The sequence below is a fragment of the Longimicrobium sp. genome (assembly GCA_036377595.1).
Classification (GTDB): Bacteria; Gemmatimonadota; Gemmatimonadetes; order Longimicrobiales; family Longimicrobiaceae; genus Longimicrobium.
This window is the reverse complement of record DASUYB010000015.1, coordinates 63886-89946: the sequence shown is the minus strand read 5'-3', so window position 1 is coordinate 89946 and position 26061 is coordinate 63886. Positions and strand designations below refer to the sequence as shown.

Here is a 26061-nt window from a genome sequence, read left to right as displayed (position 1 = left end):
GTGCGGATGGCCCCGCATCAGAATTCCATCGGGACGACGAGGAATGATCCGGAGTCTGGCAGCCCGCGTACAAAGCCGTCAAGCGCACGCACGACCGCGGGTGGGGAGGTGCGCGATACGCGGAGCGGACCGGAGGGAGACGGCACGGAACCGCAGCGGATCCGCCGCGAGTTGACGGGAGCGCGGCGGGCGCCATCTTCAAGCGTCCATCGGCCCCCACCGCGTCGTCCGCGCCACCGTCACCCGCAGTGCGTCCTTGAGCCAGCAGACATCCGCCGCCGCGCCGTCCCTCGGCGCGGCGGATGCACCGGCCGCCGCCGTGCCCGCCGCGCAGGCGCACCGCTGGGTGCTGGCCGTGTTCACCGCGGCCATCTTCACCAGCGCCTTCCTGCTCTTCCTGGTGCAGCCGATGTTCAGCCGCTTCGTGCTGCCACTGCTGGGCGGCACGCCGGCGGTGTGGAACACCTGCATGCTCTTCTTCCAAGCCGCGCTGCTGGGCGGCTACCTGTACGCGCACGTGGGCGCGCGCACGCTGGGCGTGCGGCGGCAGGCGGCGGTGCACCTCGTCCTCCTGGCCGGCGCGGCGCTGATGCTGCCGATCAGCGTGGCGGGCGCGGCGCCGCGCGGGGGGCAGGAGCCCATCGCCTGGCTGCTCATGCTGATGGTGACCACGGTCGGGCTGCCGTTCTTCGTCCTGTCGGCGACGGGGCCGATGCTGCAGAAGTGGTTCGCGGAGACGGGGCATCCCGGCGCGTCGAACCCGTACTGGCTGTACGCCGCCAGCAACCTCGGCAGCATGCTGGCGCTCCTCGGCTATCCGTTCGTGATGGAGCCGCGGCTCCGGCTGATGGAGCAGAGCCGCACCTGGGCGGTGGGCTACGGCGTCCTGGCCGTCTTCGTCGTCCTCTCCGCCGTCGCCGTGTGGCGCCTGTCGCCGGCGCGGGGCCTCTCGCTCTCCGGCGCGCCGTCTGACGGGGTGGCGGTGGGTTCGGGGATCGATCTCCGGGTGACCACGCGCGAGCGGCTGGTCTGGGTGGGGCTGGCGTTCATCCCGTCGTCGCTGCTGCTGAGCGTCACCACCTTCATCACCACCGACGTGGCGCCGATCCCGCTGCTGTGGGTGGTGCCGCTGGCGCTTTATCTCCTCAGCTTCACCCTGGCGTTCGCCACCCGGCCGCCGCTGAAGCACGGGTGGATGCTGGCGCTGGAGCCGTTCTTCATCGCCGCGGTGTCGCTGCTGCTGATGTACGGCTTCACGCGGCGGCCAATGCAGGTCATCCCCCTGCACCTGCTGGGCCTGTTCGTCATCGCCATGGTGTCCCACGGCGAGCTGTCGCGGCGGCGGCCGTCGGTGACGCATCTCACCGAGTTCTACCTGTGGATCGCGGTGGGCGGGGTGCTGGGGGGGATCTTCAACGTCCTCGTCGCGCCGGTCGCCTTCACGCGCACCTGGGAGTATCCCATCGTCCTCACGCTGGCGTGTCTGGCGCGTCCCTGGCCGCGCGGGGCGTGGGCGCCGCGGCAGGTGGTGATGAACGTGCTGCGCACGGCCGCGTTCGTGTTCGCGCTCCTGCTGGTGTCGCGAACGGACGTGCCGGGGATCCCCACCGCGCTGCAGCTGCCGCTCGCCGCCGTGCTGATGGCGCTCGTCTCCGCCGGGCTGGGGCGCGCGCCGGCGTGGCTGGCGCTGTGCATCGGCGCTTCGCTCTTCCTGCGCTCCACCTTCATGCTGCGGCGCGAGCCGACGATCCTGGCGCACCGCTCGTTCTACGGCCGCTTCGCGGTGCTCGAGCAGCCGGAGATGGGCGGCTTCCACGCGCTGTACCACGGCTCCACGCTGCACGGCGCGCAGAGCCTGGACCCCAAGCGCCGCCGCGAGCCGCTGACCTATTACGCGCGCTCCGGCCCGCTGGGCAGCGTGTTCGCGGCGACGGCGGAAAAGGCCGGGCACCGTCGCGTCGCCGCCGTGGGGCTGGGGACGGGGACGCTGGCCTCGTACGCGAACGCCGGCGAGGAGTGGACGTTCTACGAGATCGACCCGGGGATCCTGGAGATGGCGCGCGACCGGCGCTATTTCACCTACCTCACCGACTCTCCGGCGCGGACCACGGTGGTGCTGGGGGATGCGCGGCTGTCGCTGCAGCACGCGCCCGCGCACCGGTACGACCTGATCGTGGTGGACGCATTCAACTCCGACGCCATCCCCGTGCACCTGCTGACGCGAGAGGCGCTGGGCGTGTACCTGGACAAGCTGGCGCCGGGCGGGATCGTGATGCTGCACCTGAGCAACCGCTACCTGGAGCTGGAGAGCGTCGTGGCCGCGCTGGCCAGGGAGCGCGGGCTGTCGGCGCGCATCGGCGAGAACCGGCTGCGCGGGTTCTATCTCTCCGCCAGCAGCTGGGCGGCGGTGGCGCGCAGCGACGCCGATCTCGGCCCGCTGGCGGTGGACGCGAACTGGCGCCCCGCGCGCAACCGGCTGAACGTGCAGCCGTGGACGGACGACTTCTCCAGCGTGCTGAGCGTCTGGCGGTAGGGCAGGGGGATGGGGATTCCGGCGCGGGAGATCGCCCTTCCGCGCCGGGGATCTCTCCCGGTGAAGTGATCGGGGTGATGATGATCGGCGGAGGCGCGCGGGACGGCGTGCCTCCGCCGCTTCCGTTCGTCTCCATGCGACGAGGTGGAGTCGGATTCGGCGCGCAATCTGCATCCCCCTCCGCCCCCGAATTCCGGGGGGAGCGCGCAGGGGGCGCGTCTCCATGGCAGCCAACGTTCGACGGAGGTGACCATGCCCCGCTACGGCTTGGACTTCGACCGCGACCGGGACCGCGGCTGGGCGTCGGGCGACTACGGCCGCGACTTCCGCGCGTCGGGCTACGGCGACGACTTCACGTCCGGCAGCCGCAGCTACAACACCATGCACCGCGACTGGCACATCGAGCGCGGCGGCGACCTGGGCGGGCGCGACTACCCGCTCGACCGCGGATGGTCCGGCGGCGGCTGGGGCGGCGTGAACCGCGAGTCGAGCCCGGGCGGACGCGGCTAGGGCGACTGGCGCGGCGAGTCGGGGACGTACGGCGGCGGCTACCGCGGGTTCGCGGGGTACGGCAACCGCGGCTACGACGTGGACGACTACGGCTACGGCTCGGGCGGCGGGCTGACCGGCGGCGGCTACGGCGGCGGCCGCTACGACCGCTTCTCCGCGGGCGGCTGGGGCGCGACGGGCCGCGACTACGGCCGCGACTTCAGCCGCGGCTACGACGAGAACCTCGGCGACCGCCTGCGCGAGGGCTGGCACGACGTCCGCGACCGCGCGCGCCGCTTCTTCCGCCGCTGACGCTGGAAGGGCCATGAACACCGGCGGGACGGGGCGATCTCCGTCCCGCCGGTCTTTTTGCGAGTTGGGGATGACCGCATCGATGTCATCCTGAGGGCGGCGCTGCGCTGAACCCGCGCCCGCACCAGGGTTTGGCGCCGCCCGAAGGATCTACTCGACGCCCGGACAGGCCTGCCCATCGCGACAGATCTCGACGCAGGGAAAGTAGATCCTTCGGGCGCGGCAGGATTCGGATTGTATGAGGGTTTCGTCCACCGCGCCCTCAGGATGACACCGGAAGGGGGTCGCCAGGCTTTCCTACGGTGCTCACTGGCCGGCTTCGTGCGTCGATTTGCGGCGATCCGCGGACCACGATCACTGGCGATTCAGCTTGTTCAGCATCCGATCACCATCTGCCGATCTCCCTTTGCGGCGCGTGCTCGCGCTCGCGGTGGGGATGGCGTGCGTGCCGGCGCGGCTGATGGCGCACGCGGGGGCGCCGCCGTCGCCGCACGACCTGTGGCGGAGCTGGGGGCTCGCGCCGGCGGTTCTCGTCCCGCTGTACCTGACGGCGTGGCTGTACACGCGCGGCGTGGAGGCGGTGTGGCGGCGGGCCGGGCGCGGGCGCGGCATCCGTCCGGCGCAGGCGGCGGCGTTCGCGGCGGGATTCCTGGCGCTGGCCGTCGCGATGGTGTCGCCGGTGGACCGGGTGGCGGAGTCGCTGTTCTGGGTGCACATGACCCAGCACCTGCTGCTGATGGCCGTCGCCGCGCCGCTGCTGGTGCTGGGCGCGCCGCAGGCCGGGCTCGCGTGGGGGCTGCCGCGCCCCGCCCGCCGCCGGGTGGCGCGGTGGTGGCACGCGCTCCCCCGCCTCCGCGTGGCGATCGCCTGGCTGGTGCGGCCCTGGCCGGCGGTGGCGCTGCACTCCATCGCGCTCTGGGCGTGGCACCTTCCGGGCGCGTATGACGCGGCGGTCGCGCGGCCGTGGGTGCACGCGCTGGAGCACGCCAGCTTCCTGGGAACGGCGCTGCTCTTCTGGTGGGCCGTCCTCCACCCGCGCGGGTCGCTGCGGCGGGTGCCCGGGCTGGCCATCCTCGCGCTCTTCGGGATCACCATGCAGGGCGGCGCGCTCGGCGCGTTGCTGACGTTCAGCACCGCGCCGTGGTACGCGTCGCACCTGGCGACGGCGCGCGCGTGGGGGCTGGCCCCGCTCGAGGACCAGCAGATCGCGGGGCTGGTGATGTGGGTGCCCGGCTCGCTGGCATACCTGGCCGCGGCGGCGTGGCTTTTCATCGCGTGGATGGCGCGATCCGAGCGCCGGGATATGATCGCCGAGGCGCGGCCGCTCGCCGTCAACCGGGGATAGTCATCTCCAGCTGTAATACGTGTCCTTTTCTGTCCCTGTATCACGTTTGGACGCTCCCTGTCACCCATCGAAGGCATCTTTTTCATCATCAGCCCTCGATCAAGCCGTATCTGCGACATTATGGGTATCAGATCGTGGCGTGTTTCCTCGTAAGGTGTTATATTATCTGCACTTAGAAATAGTGGCACGGCGTGGCACCGACCGTGCAAAATAGAATGGTGAGCGAACGAGGGGCGCGAGACGCGGCGGACGCGAGAATGTCCGCGGCGCAGGCGGCAAAACCGGGCCGCGCGACGTTTCCGCGCCGCAAAATCCCACAGGAGGAGCAGACGATGCGTGTCCTTAAAGTTGCAGTGATGATGTCCACCCTGGTGGGCGCCGCCGCGTGCGGCCGTGACGCCAAGCCGGCCCAGCCGCAGCAGCAGCTGACCTGGCTCGACAGCATGATGGTGCAGCCTGCGCAGCCCGTGGCCGCGGCGACCCCGGTGGAGCTGAACCAGGCGGCGCTCGCGCAGCCCGCGGCCCCGCAGGCGCTGGCCACGGCCGAGGAGAAGCCGGCCACCAGCACCACGCACCGCTCGACCTCGAGCACGCACCGCCGCTCGACGGCGCGCCGCAGCAGCTCGGGCGGCAGCAGCAGCGGCTCGTCCGCGGGCCCCGTCTACCGGCAGCCCCGCACCTACACGGTGAAGCACACCAAGCGTGACGCGGCCATCGGCGCGGCCAGTGGCGCGGTGATCGGCGCGGTCGCCGGCGGCAGCCGCCACCGCGTGCGTGGCGCCATCGTGGGCGGCGTGCTGGGCGGCGTGGCCGGCGCGGTGATCGGCAACAACGTCGACAAGCGCAGGGTCCAGTACTGATCATCGCCTGAAGCGGCGCAATCGAAGCGCCTCCCCCGGATCTCCGGGGGAGGCGCTTTCTTTGTCGGCGCCAGGGCGCCTCATACCGAATCGCCGGGTCAACGGCGCATTGGAGGATGGAACAGCCATAGGCATTGGCATAGCCATAGGCATTGGCATGTCATTCCGAAGGCGCTGCGCCGCCCTGTCCTCCACGCAAAGTCGTGGCGCCTGAGGAATCTGTGGCCGGCTCCCGAGCCACAGGCCGCCTGTCGCTCGGACGCATGCCACAGATTCCTCGGGCGCCGCCCAACATCGGCGTGATTGAAGGTTCGGAGCAGCGGCGACGCTCGAATGACATCCGATGATCCGATCAAAACGCACAATCAATTGCAGCAATCGGTATTAGACGGATGCGGTGATAGTTAAGCATTCACTTAAGTATCGTCCCGTATGCGTGAAGGGATGTTGGCCCGCAGGCGCGGTGAGGCGCCGTGCAGCGATCTCCCCGATCGAATCGGTTAAGACAGCCTGCCTCCACGGATGAATCGGTTGCGAGCGACAGACGAGTCGCATCCAGAAGGAACGCTTACGTGGGCAGATGAATGCGCTGAGCTCGTGCTCCCGCTATTCGAGGCCACGCCTCCCGTCGATGATCGAACGCGAAAAGCAATCGAGCCCCGGCGGGAGTGGGTGCACGGATGAATTCCTGACGGCGATGCCCGGGTTGGGTAGCGATTCCCCCGGTAAGCCGCTGGACCTGGCGGTCTTAACCGATTCGATCAGGGGACGTCGCTGCACGGCGGCCGAACGTGCCTGTGGGCCAGCATTCCTCCGGGAGACGGGGGCAATACTTAAGTGGATGCTTAAGTATCACCGCGATCGCTGGGAACGGCTCGCTGTGTCTGGTCGAATCGCGTTCGGGCCGGCGATGTGCGCGGCCATACGTGGGCATCATCCCTCCCTGGTGACCGGGACGGCATCCGCCGCATGCGGGACGCGTCTTCATCATCCCCCAACCTTTCGTGCTTCCGCAATTTGTCCAGCCGACCGATCTTTCCGCATCACGCAAGCTGAGTCGCAACGACGTTCCCATCTCCCGGCCATGCGAATCCTGGTCGTCGAAGACGATCCCGCGCTGCTGCAGGTGCTGGACTCCGGCTTCCGCGAGCACCGCGTAGACGTGGTGACCGCGCGCACCTTCTACGAGGGGCGCGAGAAGGCGGCGCTGGGCAGCTACGCCGTCATCATTCTGGACGTGGGGCTTCCCGGCGGCAGCGGCTTCGACCTGTGCAAGCGCATCCGCGCCAACGGCATCTCCACCCCCGTGCTGATGCTGACCGCGCGCGACGCGGTGGACGACCGCGTGTACGGCCTGGAGTCGGGCGCCGACGACTACCTCACCAAGCCCTTCGCCTTCAAGGAGCTGCTGGCGCGGGTGCAGGCGCTGGCGCGGCGGCCGCCGCAGCTGGCGCCCGAGCGGCGCGCCGTGGCCGACCTGGAGGTGGACCTGCGCACGCGCGAGGTGCGGCGCGCCGGGCGGGCCATCCAGCTGACCGCCAAGGAGTTCGAGCTGCTGGAGTTCTTCGTCCGCCACGAGGGCGCGGTGGTGGACCGCGCGGCCATCACGGCGGCGGTGTGGGACGACAACCACGACCCGTTCACCAACGTGCTCGAGGTGCTCGTCCGCCGGCTGCGCCGGAAGATCGACGACGAGTTCGAGCCCAAGCTGATCCACACCCTGCGCGGCGCCGGCTACCGCTTCGGCACATGAACCACATGCGCGCGCCGCTGCGCCGGCTGCGGCACCGGCTGACGGCGTGGTATACGCTCAGCTTCGCCGCCATCCTGCTGGTGGTGGGCGGGGGGATGTACTGGGTGACCAGCCGCGAGGTCGAGGTGCAGCTCACCCGCACCCTGCACGCCGCCACCAACGAGGTGGTGCGCGCCGCGCAGATCATGGAGAGCGACGGCATCCCCTCCGACGAGGCGGCGCTCGACGCGGTGCAGGAGATGGAGGTGCCCGGGAGCGAGCTGTACCTGCTCGATTCGGCCGGCCGGGTGGTGACCGGCGACACCGTGGAGCGCGAGGTGCGCGACGCCGCGCGGGCCGCGCTGCGGCTGGGGAGCGCCGACCGCGGCTACCGCGCCGGCGCGGGCGAGTGGCGGGTGCACGCGCTCCGCTTCGCGCTGGCCAACCGGCGGCCGTACGTGGCCGTCGCGGTGGCCGACCTGGCGCAGATCGAGGCGCAGTCGCTGCGGCTGATCGAGACGTTCGTCGTCGGCGCCTTCGCCGCGCTGGTGGGGGTGGCCATCCTGGGGCACTACCTGGCCGCGCTCTCGGTGCGGCCGGTGGAGGAGACGTACGAGTACATGCGCCGCTTCACCGCCGACGCCGCGCACGAGCTGCGCACCCCCGTCTCGGTGCTGCGCGTGCGCGCGGAGGTGGCGGTGCAGCGCGAGCGCGCGCCCGAGGAGTACCGCGCCGCGCTCCTCGACATCGGCCGCGAGGCGGAGGTGATGGGGCGCATCGTCGACGACCTGCTGATCCTGGCGCGGGTGGAGTCGGGCGTCCGCCCGGTGGTCGAGGAGCCGGTCTACCTCGACGACCTGGTGAGCGACGCCGCCGCCGCCGCCGGGGTGCTGGCCGAGACGCGCGGGGTGCGGCTGAAGGTGGGCGAGTTCGACGAGGCGAAGGTGGTGGGCGATGCGCCGCTGCTGCGCCAGCTGCTGATGATCGTGATGCAGAACGCGGTGAAGTACACGGCCGAAGGCGGCGAGGTGACGGTGGACGTGCACTCGCGCGGCGGCTCGCCCACGGTGGTGGTGGCCGACACGGGGATCGGCATCGCGCCGGGAGAGCTGCCGCACGTGTTCGAGCGCTTCTACCGCGGCGAGGAGGCGCGCGGGCTGACCGAGGGCGCGGGGCTGGGCCTCTCCATCGCCCGCCGCATCGTGGACCAGCACGGGGCGACGATCGACGTGGACTCGCAGGCGGGGCGGGGGACGCGGGTGACGCTCGTCTTTCCGGCGGCGGGATGATCAACACCGAAGTGCCCAGTGCCCAGTGCCCAGTGCCCAGTGCGCGGCGAGAGGCATCCCCGCGCGGCGCCGGCATCCCGCCCTCTCCCCGGCTCGCTGGGGCTCGCCACCCTCTCCCGTACCGGGAGAGGGTTGTACGTCTGCATTCGCGCGGGCGGTCGATTTCGTGCCGCACCAAAGGCTGCAACTCACAACGGTGATTGGGACCGGAGTCCGCGAAGGCGGACTTCTTGATTTTCCAGCCCCGGGTTTCAACCCGGGGTGGCTGGCCCGGGCATCCCAACCTGGGGAAATCACCCCCTCTTCCCGCAGATCAACCCTCCTAATCCTCCCGTAATCTTTCTGCCCCTCCTGTAATCTCCCTGACAGCTACCGCGAATAGGTTTGTGCGCAGAACGTGACAAACGATCCGCGCGCGGTGAGAGCCGCCGCGGTTCGGGTGAGGGGGCCGGGGGGTGGGCCTCGCGTCTCCTCACCACCCATAGATGCGCCGCGCCTGCGCAAGCGGGCCGGTGCTGCGGGGGGCCGGGGGGTGGGCCCCGGTTTCCCCGCAAACCAGGTCCGCGTCGGCGCAAGCCGCGCGGCGGGTGAGGGGGCTGGGGGGTGGGCCCCGGTTTCTCTCACCCGACTCACAAAGCCGCGCGGGCGCAAGCCGTGCGGCCCGGGCGAGGGGGATCGGGGGGTGGGCCCCGGTTCCCCTCGTCTTTTTGCGCCGTCTCCCTCGCCGGGAGGCGGCGCCCGTGTTATCTACCCGTCACTGGGCACTGGGCACTGGGCACTGGGGGGATGATGCGGGACGTGGCGGTGATCGGCGGCGGTGTTTCCGGGCTGGCGGCGGCGGGCGCGCTGGCGGACGGCGGCGCCGACGTGGTGCTGCTGGAGGCGCGGGGACGGCTGGGCGGGCGCATCCACTCGCTGCACGACCCCGCCCACCCCCTGCCGGTGGAGCTCGGCGCCGAGTTCGTCGACGTTCCCGGCCCCGCCTTCGACGCCATCCGCTCGATGGGCGGCGCCGCGTACCGCAGCTCCGGCGGCCAGTGGGAGGTGGCGGACGGCGTCGCGCGGTGCCTGGATTACGACGATGCCGTGGTGGGCATCCTCCGCCGGCTCGACCCGCCGCCCGAGCGCGACCAGCCCTTCCGCGCGTGGCTGCGCGACTGCTGCCCCGACGTGGAGCCGCACGTCCACGCGCTGATCGAGCGCTACGTCGAGGGCTTCCACGCCTCGGACGTGGACCGCGTCGGCGTCCACTGGCTGGCGAGGACGATCAAGGGCTCGGGCGGGGGCGGCGGGCTGGTGCGCTGGCACCCGCTCGGCGGCTTCGACCTGGCCGTCCGCGGCCTCGCCGCGCGCCTCGCGGGACGGTGCGAGATGCGGCTCGCCGGCGCCGTCCACACGGTCGAATGGCGGCGCGGCCACGCGGAGATCCGCGTCCGCTCCCGCTTTGGCGCGGAGCTGGAGCCGGTCGCCGCACGGCGCGTGCTGGTCACCGTCCCCCTCGGCGTGCTGCAGGCGAAGGAGGGGAGCCAGGGCGCCATCGCCTTCTCCCCATCACTCGACGGGAAGCGGGAGATCGTGTCGCAGCTGGAGATGGGGCACGTGGTGAAGGTGATCTTGCGCTTCCGCGAGGCGTTCTGGGACGAGGTGCTGGAGTGGCGGGGGGATGACGAGGGCGCGCGCGAGCGCAAGTTCTTCATGACCATGGAAGACGTGCCCGCGTGGTGGACGCCGTCGCCGGTGGGCGCGCCGGTGCTGACGGCGTGGGCGGGGGGCGGCGCGGCCGACCGCTTCCTCGCGCGCGGCGGCGACCCTGCGGCGCAGGCGCTCGACGCGCTCGCGAAGATGCTGGGCGTGCCGCCCGCGCGCGTGCAGGCCGAGGTGGTGGACTGGCGCCGCCACGACTGGCACCACGACCCGTTCGCCCGCGGCGCGTACACCTGGGTTCCCGCGGGCGCGCTCCCCGCGCAGCAGGCGCTGGCCGAGCCGGTCGACGCCACCCTCTTCTTCGCCGGCGAGGCCACCGCGACGGACGGCTGGAACGGCACCGTCGACGGCGCCATCCGCTCCGGCTACCGCGCCGCGAAGGAGATCCTCGAGACGCTGTCGTAGGCGGCGGGTGACACACCGGGCGTCCGCGCATCCGACGGGCGGGTAAACCCGCGGCTGGAACATTGGGAAGCCTGCTGCGCAGGCTGCGGATCGGCGGCCTTGCCGGTGGACAGCCACCCGCGCCGCCGCATCGCCCGCGTGCAGTCGAAGCCTCGCGCAGTTTGCGAGGCTTTCCAATGTTCCAGCCGCGGCTTCAGCCGCCCGTCCCCAGAACGGCGTTGTCCTGTAGCAGCTCCGCCCTCGGTACCGAACCTGCGTACCGCGCCGCCCGTTCGTGCCGGTATCGATCGTTCGGAACGGGAGATGGAGATGGCGCAGCGCCGGCTGTCCGCCGGGGCCGAGGTGCTCCCGGCCGGCGGCGTGCACTTTCGCGTCTGGGCGCCCAAGCGCAGCCGCGTGGAGGTGGTGATCGAGGGCGGCCCAGGCGCGGGTGCCGCCCCGTCCGCGCTGCGGGCGGAGGGAGACGGCTGGTTCTCCGGCGCCGTCGCTTCCGCCGCGGCGGGGACGCTCTACCGCTACCGCCTGGACGGCGGCGACGCCTTTCCCGATCCCGCCTCGCGCTTCCAGCCAGCGGGGCCGCACGGGCCGTCGGAGGTGGTCGATCCCGATTCCTTCGCCTGGACGGACGGCGAGTGGCGCGGCGTGCCGGCGAAGGGGCAGGTGATCTACGAGCTGCACGTGGGCTGCTTCACGCCCGAGGGGACGTGGGCCGCGGCGGCGGAGCAGCTTCCTCAGCTGGCGAGGTTGGGGATCACGCTGCTCGAGGTGATGCCCGTCGCCGAGTTCCCCGGCGAGTTCGGGTGGGGATACGACGGGGTGGACCTGTACGCGCCCACGCGTCTCTACGGCCGCCCCGACCACTTCCGCCGCTTCGTGGACCGGGCGCACGCGGCGGGGATGGGCGTCATCCTCGACGTCGTCTACAACCACCTGGGGCCGGACGGCAACTACCTCACCGAGTTCGGCGACAGCTGGTTCACCGACCGCCACGAGACGGAGTGGGGCGATCCCGTCAACTTCTACGGCCCCGGCTCCGGCCCGGTGCGCGAGTTCTACGTCCAGAACGCCGCGTACTGGATCCGCGAGTTCCACCTCGACGGGCTGCGGCTTGACGCCACGCAGAACATCTACGACCGCGAGCCCCGCCACGTCGTCGCCGAGCTGGCGCGGGCCGCGCGCGAGGCCGCCGCGACGCGCACCCTCTTCATCGTCGCCGAGAACGAGCCGCAGGAGACCGTGCTCGTCCGCCCCGCCGGCGAGGGAGGATGGGGGCTGGACGCGATGTGGAACGACGACTTCCACCACGCGGCGATGGTGGCGCTCACCGGCCGCGCGGAGGCGTACTACTCGGACTACCGCGGCACGCCGCAGGAGCTCGTTTCCGCCGCGAAGTGGGGGTTCCTCTTCCAGGGGCAGCGCTACGGGTGGCAGAAGCAGCGCCGCGGCACCCCGTCGTTCGGCGTCCCCGCGCACGCGTTCGTCACCTTCATCCAGAACCACGACCAGGTCGCGAACAGCGATTCGGGGAAGCGCATCCACCAGCTCGCCTCGCCCCCGCGGGTGCGGGCGATGACGGCGCTGGCGCTGCTGATGCCCGGCACGCCGATGCTGTTCATGGGGCAGGAGTTCGCCGCCAGCGCGCGCTGGGTCTACTTCGCCGACCACGAGCCAGAGCTGGCGGAGAAGGTGTACGCCGGGCGGAAGGAGTTCCTGGCGCAGCTCCCCAGCATCGCCGCGCCGGAGATGCAGGCGCGCATCCCCGACCCCGCGGACCGGGCGACATTCGAGGCGTGCAAGCTGGATCTCCACGAGCGCGAGACCAACGCGGCGGCGTACGCGCTCCACCGCGACCTCCTGCGCCTGCGCCGCGAGACGTCCGCCTTCGCCGCGCAGGACGCGGCGCGGATGCACGGCGCGGTGCTCGGCCCCGCCGCGCTCTGCCTGCGCTTCCTGCACGAGGATGGAGACCGGCTGCTGGTCGTCAACCTCGGCACGCAGGTCGATCTCGCCCCCGCGCCCGAGCCGCTGCTCGCGCCGCCGCCCGGGATGCGCTGGGAGACGGTGTGGTCGAGCGAATCCCCCGAATACGACGGCGCGGGAACGCCGCCGGTGGAGACGCCCGGCGGCGGCTGGCTCCTCCCCGGCGAGACCGCCGTCGTGCTCGCCCCCGCGCCGCAGGAGGAGGCGGAAGAGGAGGGGGAGACGAATCAATCGATCGAGACGTAGAATGTCACATCGTGCTTGCAATTGACGTCCGGAGTGATTAGCTTGCTGTCAGATGTTCCCGCCAAAGCCGTTTCCAGTTCCCATCTTCTCCCAATCTCCGTAATGGACACCAAGCCGTGCCGCGACTGCGGCCAGCAGACTCAGGTCACGTCCCGGTCCTGCCCGCACTGCGGCATCATGAACCCGGTGATGCAGTGGGTGGCGCTCCCCGACGGCTCGCACGACACCTTCCGCGTGCCGATCACCGCGTACAGCGGGATGACGGCGCTGGCGCGCGGCTCGGCGACGCTCAACCGCCCGGCCAAGCGCGGCTTCGAGCGCATCTTCGGCTCGGTCGACAACGCCGAGGAGGCCAACGACGCCATCGACCTGTGCACCGGGATCTTCTTCCTGATCGCGGGGCTGAACGTGCTGCTCGGATTCTTCTACAGTCCAGCGTTCTACTTCGACGCGGCGCTGGTCTTCGGCGTGTCGCTGTGGCTGCGGATGAGCAAGAGCCGGCTCGCGGGCGGGGTGCTGCTCGCGATCGCCATCCTGATGCTGGTTAACCAGTTCATCGAGCTGACGGGGATGATGCAGGGCTTCGGCGGCGGCGCGAGCGCCCGCACGCTGATGATGTGCCTGATCTCGCTCGGCCTCGCCTTCCGCGCCTTCAACGCCACCGCCGTCCTCAAGCGGGGATATTGAGGAACCGGTGGCCTGCCCGCGCCGTCTCGAATTCCCGTCCGCCAGTCTCAATGGCGGCTGAAGAGGCCGCCGGAACAACTATGGGAAGCTCGCAAATCACGCGAATGCGGTCGAAACCGGCAAGGATGCACGAAAGCGGCACTAATTCCTAGGTGGGCGCGCAACCTTCACACAAATCGAAGCCGCGAGAAGCACCTTAGCAACTACAACTAACAGCAGCCCGCCGGGATACTTCCCCCGGCGGGCTGCTCTATTCGCTAGCTCCCTCGAGTGATCCAACAGGTTCACAACGCGCGGCATCCGAGGCTGTGTATCTGAGTCAGACCTCGGCTTCGCCGACCGGTTCGTCGCCCGTGGTGATGTACCCGCTCAGGCTTTGGTCGTTGAAGGCGAACTTAATCGGTTTTTCGTTGCGCAGCAGATCCAGTACGTCGGCGAACTGGGCGTAGTGGTAGCGCACAGTGTACGCAGGCTGTCCGGCGTTCACGAATATGCTATTAGCCGGGATCTCCGCACCGTCCTGATAGAACATGAGCGTGGCGAACGCGTTGGGGATTCCTAGGATGATCCACGCCAGGACACCTTTAGTGTTGGCCCCCTGCGCGTACACGTGATACGTCGAGACATCCACGAATATGATGGCCATTATAGTGTGTCTCCGGTGAGGGAAAGAAATTTTCCTGCGCACATTTCGCCGCCGTGGGAACAAAAAGTTAATCAAGCAATCGCTATGCCCAAGAAACGCTCCTGACGCACCATTACTTATCGAGCAGTCGGCCCAAGGCAGTTCGGCCTCGTACGCCGTTCGCGTGCGCTGTGCCTCAAGGTGTGTGGCGGGTCTACGCTACCCCACATGTGGGGCCGGCGCGACAGCGTGCCCGCCTTTGTTGGGTCGGAGATCGTGGAACGCGGCCAAATTGGGGATCGCCGTTCGGCCAGACCGAGCCGCCATCAACGGTGCGGGACGTGGCAGCTCACCGCTCGCGAACTGCGCGAGGCGTCAACCGTGGTGGGGTCACGCGGATCGCGGTGGTAGACTCGGATGACGTCTCGATGGTAGTCCCGGCGAAGGCTTCTTCAATACGCAAAACGGCGCGCCCGCCCGGGGCGCGCCGTTCGCGCGACACGGGGCGACTCAGCGCGCGGGATCGTGAACTCCACCGCCTCGCCGGCGAGGAAGTGGTTGCGGCCGTCGGGGCCGGTGACGTGGCAGAGCAGGGCATAGCGGCCCGGCGGCAGGTCCAGCGCCAGCCACACCCGCTCGCCGCGGCGCAGCTCGATCACGCCGCCGGCGGGGCGGCCGGGGCGCTCGCCGCGGAAGTCGTCGAACCAGCGCTTCTCGGCCTCCAGCGTCGTGCCCTCCGGCAGCCGCGCCAGCAGCAGCTGGTGCATCTGCGTGCCGTCGTTCTCCACCTGGACGACGTGCCGGCCGGCCGCCAGGGGTTCGGACCACGCCAGCGTGCCGTCGGTCACCCGCAGGCGCACGTCCTCGCGCGGCTGCACCGGCCGCGCCCGCGGCGCCGCGGCGATCACGATCTCGCGCATCATCCCCATGTCCACGTGCGGGCGGCCCTCGCGGCCGGGATAGCCGCAGATCACGAGGTAGCGCCCCGGCGCCAGCGTCAGCGTCAGGTCCGCCGAGTCGCCCGGCGACACCGGCGCGATGCCGCCCGTGGGCACGAGCCAGTCGGCCGCGCCGCGCCCCTGCCGCCGCAGCGCCGCGAAGTCCGCCAGCGTCTTCCCCGGCGCCAGGCGCAGGAGGCGCGCGTAGTGCGGCTCCTGCCCGCGGTTCACCAGCCGCACGGTCACGAGCCCGCCCGGCGACGTCTCCGGCGCCTGGAACGCGTAGTTGGTGGCCACCACGCGCACCAGCGGCGGCCGCGGCGGCGCGGGATCGGTGGCGACGGCTGCCGAGGCGAGGAGCGGAAGGAGTGCGAGCGCGTTCATCGGGGTGGGATCGATGAGGGTGGATCGGAGACGCCCGGCGCGAATATACACGCGGCGATGCTGAATTTCTCCCTTCCTCGAATCTTCCTTACATCTGCTCTCGCCGAGGCTGCGGATGCTGGTGCTCAGGCCTCGCGATCCACACCTCGAACTGTCATTCCGAGGCCGGCCACACCGGACTCGCGTCTGCACCGATGTTTGCAGGCCGAGGAATCTATAGCCGCGGAGTGCGCGAATCCCAACCGCTTGCGCCGCAACAGGCTATAGATCCCTCGGGCGCCCACCGCCGGCGCGGGCCGATGCTCGGATCGGCGCCCTCGGGATGACAGATTGTGCTGGCGTGGCCAAGCATGTGCTCTGCATTACAAAGTACTTGACGTAAGTTCAGAGTGTGGCTACCGTTTCAGCCGCACGGAATTTCGATCGCCTGTCTCGAGATCCTCCTGCATCGCCCGAACCCGTTGAGCCGCGCTCACTTCCGCGACCGAGCGCGGGATTTGATGAACGGGCGGGTTGGACGTAGATTCCACGCCGGCTCGCGCGTCCACCTTGGCGCGCGCCTGAATGCGACCTGGAAGGGAAGGGCTTCCCACGTGGCGCTACTCGACAAGATCAAGTCCCCCGCAGACGTCCGCGCGCTCCCGGACGCGCTGCTTCCCCAGCTGTGCGCCGAGGTGCGCGACCGCGTGATCGACGTGGTGTCGGCGCACAAGGGCGCGCACTTCGGCTCCAATCTCGGCACCGTCGAGCTGGCCGTCGCGCTCCATCGCGTGTTCGACACCCCGCGCGACCAGCTGATCTGGGACGTGGGCCACCAGGCCTATCCGCACAAGATCCTCACCGGGCGCAACGAGCGGATGCCGTCGATCCGCAAGCGCCACGGGCTGTCCGGCTTCCTGCGCCGCGACGAGAGCGAGTACGACGTCTTCGGCGCGGGGCACGCGGCCACCTCCATCTCCGCCGCCACCGGCGTCGCCGCCGCGCGCGACATCATGGGCGACGACTTCGAGGTGGTGGCGGTGATCGGCGACGGGTCGATGACCTGCGGGCTGGCGTACGAGGCGCTGAACAACGCCGGCCACACCGACCGCGACCTGATCGTCGTCCTCAACGACAACGGGATGTCGATCAGTCCCAACGTGGGCGCGCTGCACAAGTACCTGGGGGTGCACAACCGGCTGACCGACGTGCGCACCAACCCGCTGTACAACCGCATCCGCGAGGAGGTGAAGAGGGTCATCCACGCCGCGCCGAAGCTGGGGACGATCGGCGAGATGGTGGAGCACTTCGCGGTGCGCTGGGACGACGCGCTGAAGGGGATGTTCGTTCCCGGGATGCTCTTCGAGGAGCTCGGCTTCCGCTACGTGGGCCCCGTCGACGGGCACGACGTGAAGCGGCTGACCGAGACCTTCGAGCAGGTGAAGAAGATGAAGGGCCCGCGGCTCGTCCACGTCCTCACCACCAAGGGGAAGGGCTTCGCGCCGGCCGAGGCCGACCAGGTGAAGTGGCACGCCGCCGCGCTCTTCGACAAGCAGACCGGCGCGCCGCTGAAGCCCAGCGCCGGCGGCCTTCCGCGCTGGCAGAACGTGTTCGGCCAGGCGCTGACCGCGCTCGCGGAGGAGCACCCCGAGGTGGTGGCCATCACCGCGGCCATGGCCACGGGCACCAGCACCGACATCTTCGAGAAGGCGCACCCGAAGCGCTTCTTCGACGTCGGCATCGCCGAGGCGCACGCCGTCACCTTCGCCGCCGGGCTGGCCACGCAGGGGGTGAAGCCGGTCGTCGCCATCTACTCGACCTTCCTGCAGCGCGCGTACGACTCCATCGTGCACGACGTGGCGCTGCAGGAGCTCCCGGTGACCTTCGTGATGGACCGCGCGGGGGTGGCGGGCGACGACGGGCAGACGCACCACGGCGCGCTCGACATCGCCTACATGCTGGCCGTGCCGGGGATGACCATCACCGCCCCGCGCGACGCCGACGAGCTGATCGCGCTGCTGCGGCTGGGGATCGAGTGGAAGGGCGGCCCCTTCTGCATCCGCATCCCCCGCGACACGGTGCCCGCGCTGCCCAGGCCGGTGGGCGAGATCGCCGCCGCCGAGTACGGGCGGTGGGAGACGCTGCGGCAGGGGAAGGAGCTGGCCATCCTGGCGGTGGGGACGATGGTGGCGCCCGCGCTGGCCGCCGCCGACCTCCTGCAGCGCGAGGGCGTGTCGGCCACGGTGGTCGACTGCCGCTTCGTGAAGCCGCTGGACGAGGGAACGCTGGAGCGCCTCTTCCCCCACCACACGCACCTGGTGACGGTGGAGGAGGGGACGGCGGTGAACGGCTTCGGCGCGTACGTCCGCGCCAGCGTGGCCGAGCGCTGGCCGGGCGTGCACGGGACGTCGATGGGGCTGCCGGACGGGTTCGTGGAGCACGGCGAGCGCGGCGAGATGCTGGCCGAGCTGGGGCTGACGGCCGACGGCATCGCCGCCAAGGCGCGCGGGCTGCTCGGCCGGCCGCTGCGGACGCTGCAGGAAACGGCCTGAGACCCGTGGCCGGGGACGCTCGCCGCATCGGCGTGGTGGGCCATCCCCGCTACGCGCAGTTCGTCGAGGCCCTCGCCCGCCTGGTGACGCTCGCCGGGCGGGAGGGGGCCGAGCTGTATTTCGAGGACGACCTGCGCGAGGGCGAGATCGACGCCCCGCCGCTGACCACGGACGTCATCCCCTCGCTCGACCTGCTGCTGACGCTGGGGGGCGACGGGACGCTGCTGCGCGGCGCGCGCATGGTGGCGGCCGACGCCATCCCCGTGCTGGGGATCAACCTGGGCCACCTGGGCTTCCTGACCTCGGCCGCGCCCGACGAGATGGAGCGCGCGCTGGGGATGTGGTTCGCGGGAACGTTCGAGCTGGACGAGCGGATGGCGCTGGCGGTCTCCTTCTCCCTCCCCGACGGGACGGACGGCGGCGGCTACCTGGCGCTGAACGACGCGGTGCTGCACAAGGGCGGCGCCGCGCGGGTGATCCGCCTGGCGGTGCGCGCCAGCGGCGAGGAGGTGGGCACCTACTCGGCCGACGGGATCATCCTCTCCACGCCCACGGGGTCGACGGCGTACTCGCTCTCGGCGGGCGGACCCATCGTGTCGCCCTCGGTGCACTGCATCGTGGCCACGCCCATCTGCCCGCACACGCTGGGGGTGCGCCCCCTCGTCCTTCCCGCCGACGAGACGGTGACGGTGGAGGTGCTCTCGCCCACCGAGGAGCTGGTGCTGACCATCGACGGCCAGGAGCACGAGCGGCTGATGCCGGGCGCCACCATCCTGGTGTGCCGCGCCGACAACCCGGTGCGGCTGGTGCGCTTCCCCGGCCAGACCTTCTTCTCCACGCTTCGCCGCAAGCTCCGCTGGGGCGACCTGGAGGAGCGCGACCGGGCGCCCGTCATCCCCTGATCTCCATCGAAAAAGAACAGCCTCACGCAGAGAAGCAGAGGCAGCAGAGGAACCGATTCAGTTCTCTGCTGCCTCTGCTTCTCTGCGTGAGGCCTTCTGTTTTCCTGACCCGGGCTACTGGGAGTCGGTATCGAGGAAGAAGTCGCCGTAGTCGCCGGGCTGGTAGGTGGTGACGGCGATGTAGTAGGTGCCCGACGAGAGATCGACCGCCAGCTCCGAGAACCCCGCGCCGCCGTTGTCCTCCTCGGCGATCGCGTTGCCGTTCTGGTCCAGGATCTCCACGTACGGGTCCACGTTGCTCGATGTGACGCTGACGAAGACCGTGCGGAAGTCGTTGATGCGGAAGCGGTAGAGCTCCACCGCCGATCCGTCGGTCAGCACGCAGTCGTTCGGGTCCAGCGAGCCGCTGGTGCTGCTTCCCAGCGAGAAGCTGTGCACCCGGTCGCAGCCGATGCGGTCGTCGTTGAACGTCGTGCTGTCGCAGCCGGCCAGGAGCGCGGCCGGAACCAGGAGCGCGAGCAGGGAAAGGGCACGGCGCATGGGTCCTTCTCCGGAGCGTGGTTCGGTGCCCGCGGGGGTGCGGGCAAGCACCGCGCGCACCCGGCGTCCGTCCGCCAGGTGTTTGCGCGCGCCGCACCGGTGATTCAAGTCCCGCGCCGGAACCCGCCGCACATCTCGAAAGGGTCGGGAGATGGTTAAAACGTGAGGAGACAAAAGGCTGGACGAATCGCGGGGCGCGATGGCAGATTGAATCCGATCCCACACGAGCCGCCCGCACTGTCCCCCGCCGCGCCCGCAGGATGGCCTCCCATGGCGACGCTCGAATCTCCCGCCACACCCGTCTCCCTCGCCGCCACGGTGCCGCTCGCCGACGCGGTGGCGTGTCCGTCGTGCGGCACCGCGCTGGCCGGCGAGTACTGCCACGCCTGCGGCGAGCGGCGCCACTCCGACGACCGCTTCTCGCTGCGCCACTTCCTGGCCGACGCCTGGGAGGACGTGTTCGACCTGGACTCGCGCGCGCTGCGGTCGCTGCGGGTGCTCGTCGTGCAGCCGGGCGTGCTGACGCTCGAGGCGCTGCGCGGGCGTCGCCGGCCGTACGTCGGCGCGCTGCGGATGTACATCGTGGTCTTCGCCGTCACCCTCTTCCTGACCACCCTCCTCCCCACCACGCAGGACGGGAAGAGCGCCGACCGTATCACCGCGATGTTCAAGCAGATGGTGCACGCGCTCGCCGTCCATCGGGGGATGACGGACGAGGCGGCGCACCAGGCGCTGGTGCAGGCGTCGGCGCAGCACGTGTCCTGGCTGTCGGTGCTGATCCCCGTGCTGTTCGCGGGGTTCCTCTACGCCATCTTCCGCCGGCGCCGCCCGTGGTACGGCCAGCACCTGGTGCTCGCCACGCACTTCGCCACCATCAACTTCCTGGCGGCGCTGGTCCTTCTCCCAGTCCAGCTCCTGGCCCACTCGACGGTGATCGCCATCGTCTCCGCGTGCGCGGTGATCCCCATCTTCGCGTGGCTGATGGTGGCGGTGCGCCGCGTCTATGCCTCCGGGTGGTACGGCGCGGCGGGATGGACGCTGCTCCTGCTCTTCCTCTTCTCCATCTGCCAGTCGATCGCCGGGCTGCTGGCGCTCGGCACCGCCGCCGCGTCGGTCTACTACGGCGGTTGATCTCGGAAACAGCAAGTCTCACGCAGAATCAGCAGGGTCAGCAGAGAGAACCGCTTCAGTTCTCTGCTGACCCTGCCGACTCTGCGTGAGTCAAACTCTTCAGGATCCTGTCAGCGCTCGCGCCGCAGCGTGTCCAGCGGCGAGGGCGGGGGCTGCGCCGGTGGAGCGCCGCCGGGGGGCTGCACGCGCGGGAGGTTCGCCGGCGTCTTGGGCGGGCGCGGACGCTGCGGCATGCGCGGCGGGACGCCCGTCGGCGGCGGGGGCTGCTGCTGGCCGATCACCGTGGGAGGGCCACCGGGGCCCGGCCGGTCCATGGGGACGTTCGGGTTCTCGTTCGTGGGGTGCAGCAGCGGGAACGAGCGGTCGTAGCGCTTCTGCACGCTGTCGGAGATCTCGCGCCAGACCGTGGCCATGTACTCGGGGTCGCGCCCGTGCACCACCACGAAGCGCCGCAGCTCCGCCTCGTTCACGCGGTGCTTCTTCAGCGCCGCGACGCGCAGGCTGTCGCCCTTGGGCGCCGTGTCGGGGACGGAGCGCAGGTCCGCGTTCGCCTGCACGAACTTCGTGCGGGAGATGGCGTCTCCGCCGCGCTGCTTGCCGCCCGTGCACGCCGCGAGCGCCGCCATCCCCATCACGCCCGCCGCGATCGTCATCCGCATCCGCATCTCCATTGAAGTCCCCCGAAACACCCCGTCGGACGGGGCGCGCGTGAGGCTATCCGCGCCCGCGGGACGTGTCAACCGCGCGTTGCGCCGGCCGAACGCTCGGCATAGCTTCGATTCCTTCACCCCGCCGGGCCGGATTTGTTTCCATCCAACGTACCGAACCGAATGCCCCGTCGCATCTTCCCGAGCGCCGCGGCGCTCGCGCTGGCGCTGCTGCCGGCGCTCCGCGCGGCCGCGCAGCAGGTGCCCTCGCCCGCGCAGGTGCTGGGCTACGAGCTGGGCGAGCGCTTCACCCCGTACGCGGGGGTGCAGCAGTACGCCCGCGCGCTGGCCGCCGCCGCGCCCGACCGCGTGCGCTACCAGGCCTACGGGCAGACGTACGAGGGGCGCGAGCTCTTCCAGCTGGTCGTCGCCCGCCCCGACGTGCTCTCCCGCCTGGACCAGGTGCTGGCCGCCAACGCGGAGCTGACGCGGCCCGAGACGAGCGCCCAGCGCGCCGCACAGGTCGCCTCGACAAATCCGGCGGTGGTGTACTTCAGCTACGGCGTGCACGGCAACGAGAGCTCGTCGAGCGAGGCGGCGCTGTGGACGGCGTACGACCTGGCCCGCGGCGCGCCCGAGGTGCGCGGCGTGCTCGACTCGCTGGTCGTGGTGATCGACCCCGTCGTCAACCCCGACGGGCGCGACCGCTACGTCAACTGGTTCCGCCAGGTGCGCGGCGCGCGCCCCAACCCCGATCCCCAGGCGCGCGAGCACCGCGAGCCGTGGCCCGGCGGGCGCTTCAACCACTACCTGTTCGACCTGAACCGCGACTGGAGCTGGGGCACGCAGGCCGAGACGCGCGCGCGGCTGGCCACCTGGTGGCGCTTGAACCCGCAGGTGCACGTGGACTTCCACGAGATGGGGTACAACTCCAGCTACTTCTTCTTTCCCGCCACGGCGCCGGTCAACCCCATCTACCCGCCGTACATCCTGCAGTGGGGGAAGCGCTTCGGCGACGCCAACGCCCGCGCGTTCGACCAGCAGGGATGGAGCTACTACACGGCCGAGGAGTTCGACCTCTTCTACCCCGGCTACGGCGACAGCTGGCCCAGCCTGACCGGGGCGATCGGGATGACCTACGAGCAGGCCGGCCACGGCGCCGCCGGCCAGGCGATCGAGCGCACCGACGGCGACACGCTGACGCTGAAGGAGCGCGCGCTGCACCACTGGACCAGCGGCGAGGCCACGCTGCGCGCGGCGATGGCCGGGAAGACGCAGCTGCTGACCGACTACGCCTCGGCGGCGCGGACGGCGGGGGCGAACGAGCAGGACTTCCTCCTCGTGCCCGGCACCGATCCCACCCGCGTCCGCGCGCTGGTCGACCACCTGCGCGGGCAGGGGATCGAGGTGGAGCGGGCGAACGCCGGCTTCGGCGCGCGGGCCACGCCCCTGGCCGGCTTCCCGCAGCGCGGCCAGTTCCCCGCGGGCACCTACCGCGTCCGCGCGCGCCAGCGGCTGGGCCGACTGGCGGTGACGCTGCTGCAGCAGGAGACGCCGCTGCGCGCCAATTTCTCGTACGACATCAGCGCCTGGTCGCTCCCCTACGCGTACGGCGTGGCCGCCTACCGCACCCCGGTGGCGGGCGGCGGGAGCTGGGTCTCCGTCCCCGCCGTGCCGTCGGACGGCGGGCCGTCGAACGTGGCCGCGCCGGCGCCGGCCTACGGCTATCTCGTCGCACCGGGCGCGGACGAGACCGCGGCGGTGATGCGCTTCCTGGACGCGGGCGGGCGCGTCCGCGTCCTGGGCAAGTCCGCGACCTTCGGCGGGCGGCGCTGGCCGGCGGGAACGTGGTTCATCCCCAACCGGGGGAACGACTCGGTGCAGGCGCGGGCCACGCGCGCGGGGCTGGGCGGCTTCGTCTCCGTCGTCTCCACCGGCCACAGCGAGGAGGGGATCGACCTGGGGAGCGAGAACGTGGCCAACGTGAAGCGCCCGCGCGTGGCCGTCGTCTCGGGCGAGGGGGTCGATCCGACCTCGTTCGGCGCTTTCTGGTTCCTCCTCGACCAGCAGCTGGGGATGCGCTTCGACGCGCTCGAGGCGGCCGACCTCGCCCGCGCGGACCTCACGCGCTACGACGTGATCGTCCTCCCCGACGCCTCCACCCGCGCGATCCGCGGGGCGGAGGATGCGCTCAAGCAGTTCATGCAGCGCGGCGGCCGTCTCGTCGCGGTGGCCGGCGGCGCGGAGGCGGCCGCCGGGCTGGCGGAGATCAAGCTGCGCGAGCCGGCGAAGGACACGGCCAGCGCCCGCGCCCGCTCGCTGGCCGGCCGCGAGGAGCGCGAGCGGCAGGAGTGGAGGCAGGAGGTGCCGGGGGCGATCTTCACCGTGGCGCTGGACCCCGCGCACCCGCTGGCCTTCGGCGCCGGGCTGGACGCCGACCCCGCGAAGACCTTCGTGCTGCACATGGGAACGACGGTGTTCGAGCCGGGGGAGGGGATCGAGACGGTGGCCTATTTCCCGCAGGCGCCGGAGCGGCTTTCCGGCGTGATCTCGCCCGAGAACGTGCGGCGGCTGGGGCAGGGGGGATGGCTGGTGACGAAGGAGATGGGCCGCGGCAGCATCATCCTCTTCGCCGACGACCCGCTCTTCCGCCTGTTCTGGCGCTCCAGCCAGCCGCTCCTGCTGAACGCCATCCTGCTGGGGCCGTGAGGGGGATGGTGGCGTGATGGACGAAGCCCCGCCGGAGGACGGCTTCCGGCGGGGCTTCTTGAATCTACTTGTGATATGATCGGTCAAGTAGCGGCTGCTTTTGATGTATAGATGATTCGTGCCTGAATCGGCTGTATTCGAATCAACGATCACCTCACGTTTCTCCTCACACGGCAGGTGAGTGCGTCGTCGCCTCACTTCCAACCGCGGCAGCTCACCTTCCTGGTTCCTGGAACCCGATGTAGCTCACGAGCCACTCATCTCCTCGGCGGTCGAATCGCAGTGCCAGAAGGTCGCTGGATCTGCGATAGCCTTCAGGCAGGTAGACGATATAGGCGCTGTCCTGTGTCACCAGCAGCGGAACGTCCTGAATGACCACGTCACGGCGTGCCGCCGCAAACAAGGCAGGAAAACGACCTGCGAGAACGCGTGCGCGGACATAGGTAGCGGAGTTTGCGACCAGACTTTTCAGCCCGAGGGTATCCCCCTGGACGGCAGCAGAAAACACTCGCTTGGCCAATGGTGTGAACCGCTCTGCCTCAGGGTGCTCCGTTCGGTGGGGCGCACAACCGACACAGAACAGGAGCAACACGATCAACGCTCTCGCCTCAGAATGCCGTGTCCGCATCTCCTGGCTTCTCCGACTGCAGAGTGGTAGTAGTTCTCCATCTTGATCGCGTGGCCTTCCCAGTTCCAGCGTGCGCCGAGCCACCCGTAAACAGGACCTTCGGTCTGATGTCCCAACACTTCGTGAGCGATGCTCGATTCGAGGGTCGTGCGCCCGCCACGCGGGAATCGATACGGATCACACGGCACATACCAGATTTTCGTATCCTCTTCCTGGATGTACGATCTCTGTAAGTCCGGCGTAGTGCATGATCCCATTCTGGGGCACTCGCTCGTGGTCGGCTGCTGAAATGCGACGGTATGCGTTTCCGACGCGCTGACCAGATCTTTAAGCTTATCCTGCAGTTCCTCAAACCCTGCCGCGCCGCGTGCGCGAATGGTATTCTCCAGGATGCACCCGTTGCGGTCCACCGAAAAGGTGGTGTTCGTCGCGTTCATTGTGGCTGTCACGAGTCGAATCCGACCCGGGCCTCGGAAACAAAGCTTCGTACCGAAGGGGTCGCCGAAACTTACCGGATCCCCCTCCGCGAACCCATACACGTTCAGCCCGCCCGCGAGCCCGATCGGATCCTCCTGCGTGAATCTGCCTGAGGCCGGGTCGTAGTAGCGGTTGCGCATGTACATCTGGCCGGTGTTGTCGCGCATGCCATCGATCAGCGTGCCGACCCAGGCGTTGGGGCCGTTCAGGCTGCGGTTCCGCGTCTCGCGGGTGATGAACACGTGCGGCGCGGGCCACTCCACCTCCACGCAGTGGTACCAGCTCGTGTTCTGCGGGCTGGGCGCCTTGGGCCAGTCGGACGCCGAGCCGCCCGGCACGATCGTCTGGAACTGCGAGCTGCGGGTGATGCGCACGCACGGCTTGGCCAGCGAGCCGAACGCATAGCTGCCGATGTCGTACTCACCGCGCCAGTCGTTGTGCAGCACCATCATCAAGCAGATGGTCTCCGATCACAATCGCGCCAAACAATGCGGCGACACACCATTCATTAGTGAGTCGCCGCTTTCGGTGATATATGGCCTTGAATCGATGCGTGCTCTCATCCACTTTGCGAGACGATACCCGAGGCTATCTACACATCGTCGCACTATTTGGAGCCGGTTTGAAGTCGGGCGGAATCTGTCGGTGATAGCGAGATGCTATCGACCATCATCAACACTTTGGAAAAGTGATAACCGGATGTACCGGGATACAGGGAGCCACGCGCTATCACATGTTTTCCATCTTCGCGGAACCAACTGTTACCCACACGGATGAGATTTAATTGCACGGTGTCCGAATGGATCGGCGGATCTTCTCGCGAACCAGTATCCGGATTTCTGCACATTGCTGCTTCGTGCTCCAGGATCAGGAAAGGAATCTGCAGTTTCTCGTCCTCGTCAGGCGTTTCTCCGAAATTTGGAGGTCCAAATCTCGGGGAAATGACCAACTGTCCGCTCAATGTGAC

21 protein-coding genes are annotated in these 26061 nt (G+C 69.9%); 14 read left to right on the top strand and 7 right to left on the bottom strand.

Features of this window, described 5'->3' with window-relative positions:
• Positions 1 to 256 precede the first annotated feature (256 nt).
• The 10 genes from VF092_02485 to VF092_02440 all read left to right on the top strand — a co-directional run bounded on the left by VF092_02485 (position 257) and on the right by VF092_02440 (position 13582).
• Positions 257 to 2533, top strand: coding sequence for a fused MFS/spermidine synthase (locus VF092_02485; protein HEX6746154.1), 2277 nt, complete (start codon positions 257 to 259; stop codon positions 2531 to 2533).
• Between the two features lie 252 nt (positions 2534 to 2785).
• Positions 2786 to 3043, top strand: coding sequence for a hypothetical protein (locus tag VF092_02480; GenBank protein HEX6746153.1), 258 nt, complete (start codon positions 2786 to 2788; stop codon positions 3041 to 3043).
• A gap of 78 nt (positions 3044 to 3121) precedes the next feature.
• Complete coding sequence (locus VF092_02475) at positions 3122 to 3334, top strand: hypothetical protein (GenBank protein HEX6746152.1); 213 nt, start codon at positions 3122 to 3124, stop codon at positions 3332 to 3334.
• Positions 3335 to 3749: 415 nt separating this feature from the next.
• A complete protein-coding gene (locus VF092_02470; protein HEX6746151.1) occupies positions 3750 to 4679 on the top strand; it encodes a cytochrome c oxidase assembly protein in 930 nt (309 codons plus the stop codon).
• Positions 4680 to 5011: 332 nt separating this feature from the next.
• Positions 5012 to 5539, top strand: a complete 528-nt coding sequence (locus VF092_02465) for a YMGG-like glycine zipper-containing protein (GenBank protein HEX6746150.1) — start codon at positions 5012 to 5014, stop codon at positions 5537 to 5539.
• A 1084-nt stretch (positions 5540 to 6623) separates the two neighbouring features.
• On the top strand, positions 6624 to 7292 hold the full coding sequence (locus VF092_02460; protein HEX6746149.1) for a response regulator transcription factor: 669 nt from the start codon (positions 6624 to 6626) through the stop codon (positions 7290 to 7292).
• A gap of 5 nt (positions 7293 to 7297) precedes the next feature.
• Entirely contained in the window at positions 7298 to 8560 is a 1263-nt protein-coding gene (locus VF092_02455) for a HAMP domain-containing sensor histidine kinase (protein ID HEX6746148.1), read from the top strand.
• A 789-nt stretch (positions 8561 to 9349) separates the two neighbouring features.
• Positions 9350 to 10669 (top strand): NAD(P)/FAD-dependent oxidoreductase, encoded by a 1320-nt coding sequence (locus VF092_02450; GenBank protein HEX6746147.1) that lies wholly within the window; start codon positions 9350 to 9352, stop codon positions 10667 to 10669.
• 309 nt (positions 10670 to 10978) lie between these two features.
• Positions 10979 to 12895 (top strand): malto-oligosyltrehalose trehalohydrolase, encoded by a 1917-nt coding sequence (treZ, locus tag VF092_02445; GenBank protein ID HEX6746146.1) that lies wholly within the window; start codon positions 10979 to 10981, stop codon positions 12893 to 12895.
• 177 nt (positions 12896 to 13072) lie between these two features.
• A complete protein-coding gene (locus tag VF092_02440) occupies positions 13073 to 13582 on the top strand; it encodes a hypothetical protein (GenBank protein HEX6746145.1) in 510 nt (169 codons plus the stop codon).
• A gap of 319 nt (positions 13583 to 13901) precedes the next feature.
• On the opposite strand, the gene VF092_02435 is transcribed toward VF092_02440, so the two are convergent.
• The gene (locus VF092_02435) at positions 13902 to 14228 is read right to left on the bottom strand and encodes a hypothetical protein (GenBank protein ID HEX6746144.1); all 327 of its coding nucleotides are present in this window, start codon (positions 14226 to 14228) and stop codon (positions 13902 to 13904) included.
• A gap of 431 nt (positions 14229 to 14659) precedes the next feature.
• Complete coding sequence (locus VF092_02430; protein HEX6746143.1) at positions 14660 to 15529, bottom strand: hypothetical protein; 870 nt, start codon at positions 15527 to 15529, stop codon at positions 14660 to 14662.
• Between the two features lie 593 nt (positions 15530 to 16122).
• Between VF092_02430 and dxs the strand changes: the two genes are divergently transcribed.
• Both dxs and VF092_02420 read left to right on the top strand, forming a co-directional pair.
• Positions 16123 to 18060 (top strand): 1-deoxy-D-xylulose-5-phosphate synthase, encoded by a 1938-nt coding sequence (gene dxs / locus VF092_02425; protein ID HEX6746142.1) that lies wholly within the window; start codon positions 16123 to 16125, stop codon positions 18058 to 18060.
• 5 nt (positions 18061 to 18065) lie between these two features.
• Complete coding sequence (locus tag VF092_02420) at positions 18066 to 18962, top strand: NAD(+)/NADH kinase (GenBank protein ID HEX6746141.1); 897 nt, start codon at positions 18066 to 18068, stop codon at positions 18960 to 18962.
• Between the two features lie 114 nt (positions 18963 to 19076).
• On the opposite strand, the gene VF092_02415 is transcribed toward VF092_02420, so the two are convergent.
• Positions 19077 to 19502, bottom strand: coding sequence for a hypothetical protein (locus VF092_02415; GenBank protein HEX6746140.1), 426 nt, complete (start codon positions 19500 to 19502; stop codon positions 19077 to 19079).
• A 270-nt stretch (positions 19503 to 19772) separates the two neighbouring features.
• On the opposite strand from VF092_02415, the gene VF092_02410 reads away from it, so the two are divergent.
• Positions 19773 to 20633, top strand: coding sequence for a DUF3667 domain-containing protein (locus tag VF092_02410; GenBank protein HEX6746139.1), 861 nt, complete (start codon positions 19773 to 19775; stop codon positions 20631 to 20633).
• A gap of 110 nt (positions 20634 to 20743) precedes the next feature.
• On the opposite strand, the gene VF092_02405 is transcribed toward VF092_02410, so the two are convergent.
• Positions 20744 to 21292, bottom strand: coding sequence for a hypothetical protein (locus tag VF092_02405; GenBank protein ID HEX6746138.1), 549 nt, complete (start codon positions 21290 to 21292; stop codon positions 20744 to 20746).
• 171 nt (positions 21293 to 21463) lie between these two features.
• Between VF092_02405 and VF092_02400 the strand changes: the two genes are divergently transcribed.
• Positions 21464 to 23989: a M14 family metallopeptidase gene (locus VF092_02400; protein HEX6746137.1), complete on the top strand. Its 2526-nt coding sequence runs from the start codon at positions 21464 to 21466 to the stop codon at positions 23987 to 23989.
• 214 nt (positions 23990 to 24203) lie between these two features.
• On the opposite strand, the gene VF092_02395 is transcribed toward VF092_02400, so the two are convergent.
• The 3 genes from VF092_02395 to VF092_02385 all read right to left on the bottom strand — a co-directional run bounded on the left by VF092_02395 (position 24204) and on the right by VF092_02385 (position 26055).
• Positions 24204 to 24509 carry a hypothetical protein gene (locus VF092_02395; GenBank protein HEX6746136.1) on the bottom strand — a complete coding sequence of 102 codons (306 nt, stop codon included), beginning with the start codon at positions 24507 to 24509 and terminating at the stop codon, positions 24204 to 24206.
• Between the two features lie 74 nt (positions 24510 to 24583).
• Positions 24584 to 25546, bottom strand: coding sequence for an RHS repeat-associated core domain-containing protein (locus VF092_02390; protein HEX6746135.1), 963 nt, complete (start codon positions 25544 to 25546; stop codon positions 24584 to 24586).
• Positions 25547 to 25701: 155 nt separating this feature from the next.
• A complete protein-coding gene (locus tag VF092_02385; GenBank protein ID HEX6746134.1) occupies positions 25702 to 26055 on the bottom strand; it encodes a DUF4431 domain-containing protein in 354 nt (117 codons plus the stop codon).
• Positions 26056 to 26061 lie beyond the last annotated feature (6 nt).

Bases quoted from the DNA above. Each gene is read 5' to 3' on its own strand.
- VF092_02480 (HEX6746153.1), top strand. From the start codon at position 2,786: ATGCCCCGCTACGGCTTGGACTTCGACCGCGACCGGGACCGCGGCTGG.
- VF092_02465 (HEX6746150.1), top strand. From the start codon at position 5,012: ATGCGTGTCCTTAAAGTTGCAGTGATGATGTCCACCCTGGTGGGCGCC.
- VF092_02460 (HEX6746149.1), top strand. From the start codon at position 6,624: ATGCGAATCCTGGTCGTCGAAGACGATCCCGCGCTGCTGCAGGTGCTG.
- VF092_02455 (HEX6746148.1), top strand. From the start codon at position 7,298: ATGCGCGCGCCGCTGCGCCGGCTGCGGCACCGGCTGACGGCGTGGTAT.
- VF092_02450 (HEX6746147.1), top strand. From the start codon at position 9,350: ATGCGGGACGTGGCGGTGATCGGCGGCGGTGTTTCCGGGCTGGCGGCG.
- treZ (HEX6746146.1), top strand. From the start codon at position 10,979: ATGGCGCAGCGCCGGCTGTCCGCCGGGGCCGAGGTGCTCCCGGCCGGC.
- VF092_02440 (HEX6746145.1), top strand. From the start codon at position 13,073: ATGAACCCGGTGATGCAGTGGGTGGCGCTCCCCGACGGCTCGCACGAC.
- VF092_02435 (HEX6746144.1), bottom strand. From the start codon at position 14,228: ATGGCCATCATATTCGTGGATGTCTCGACGTATCACGTGTACGCGCAG.
- VF092_02430 (HEX6746143.1), bottom strand. From the start codon at position 15,529: ATGAACGCGCTCGCACTCCTTCCGCTCCTCGCCTCGGCAGCCGTCGCC.
- VF092_02415 (HEX6746140.1), bottom strand. From the start codon at position 19,502: ATGCGCCGTGCCCTTTCCCTGCTCGCGCTCCTGGTTCCGGCCGCGCTC.
- VF092_02410 (HEX6746139.1), top strand. From the start codon at position 19,773: ATGGCGACGCTCGAATCTCCCGCCACACCCGTCTCCCTCGCCGCCACG.
- VF092_02405 (HEX6746138.1), bottom strand. From the start codon at position 21,292: ATGCGGATGACGATCGCGGCGGGCGTGATGGGGATGGCGGCGCTCGCG.
- VF092_02400 (HEX6746137.1), top strand. From the start codon at position 21,464: ATGCCCCGTCGCATCTTCCCGAGCGCCGCGGCGCTCGCGCTGGCGCTG.
- VF092_02390 (HEX6746135.1), bottom strand. From the start codon at position 25,546: ATGATGGTGCTGCACAACGACTGGCGCGGTGAGTACGACATCGGCAGC.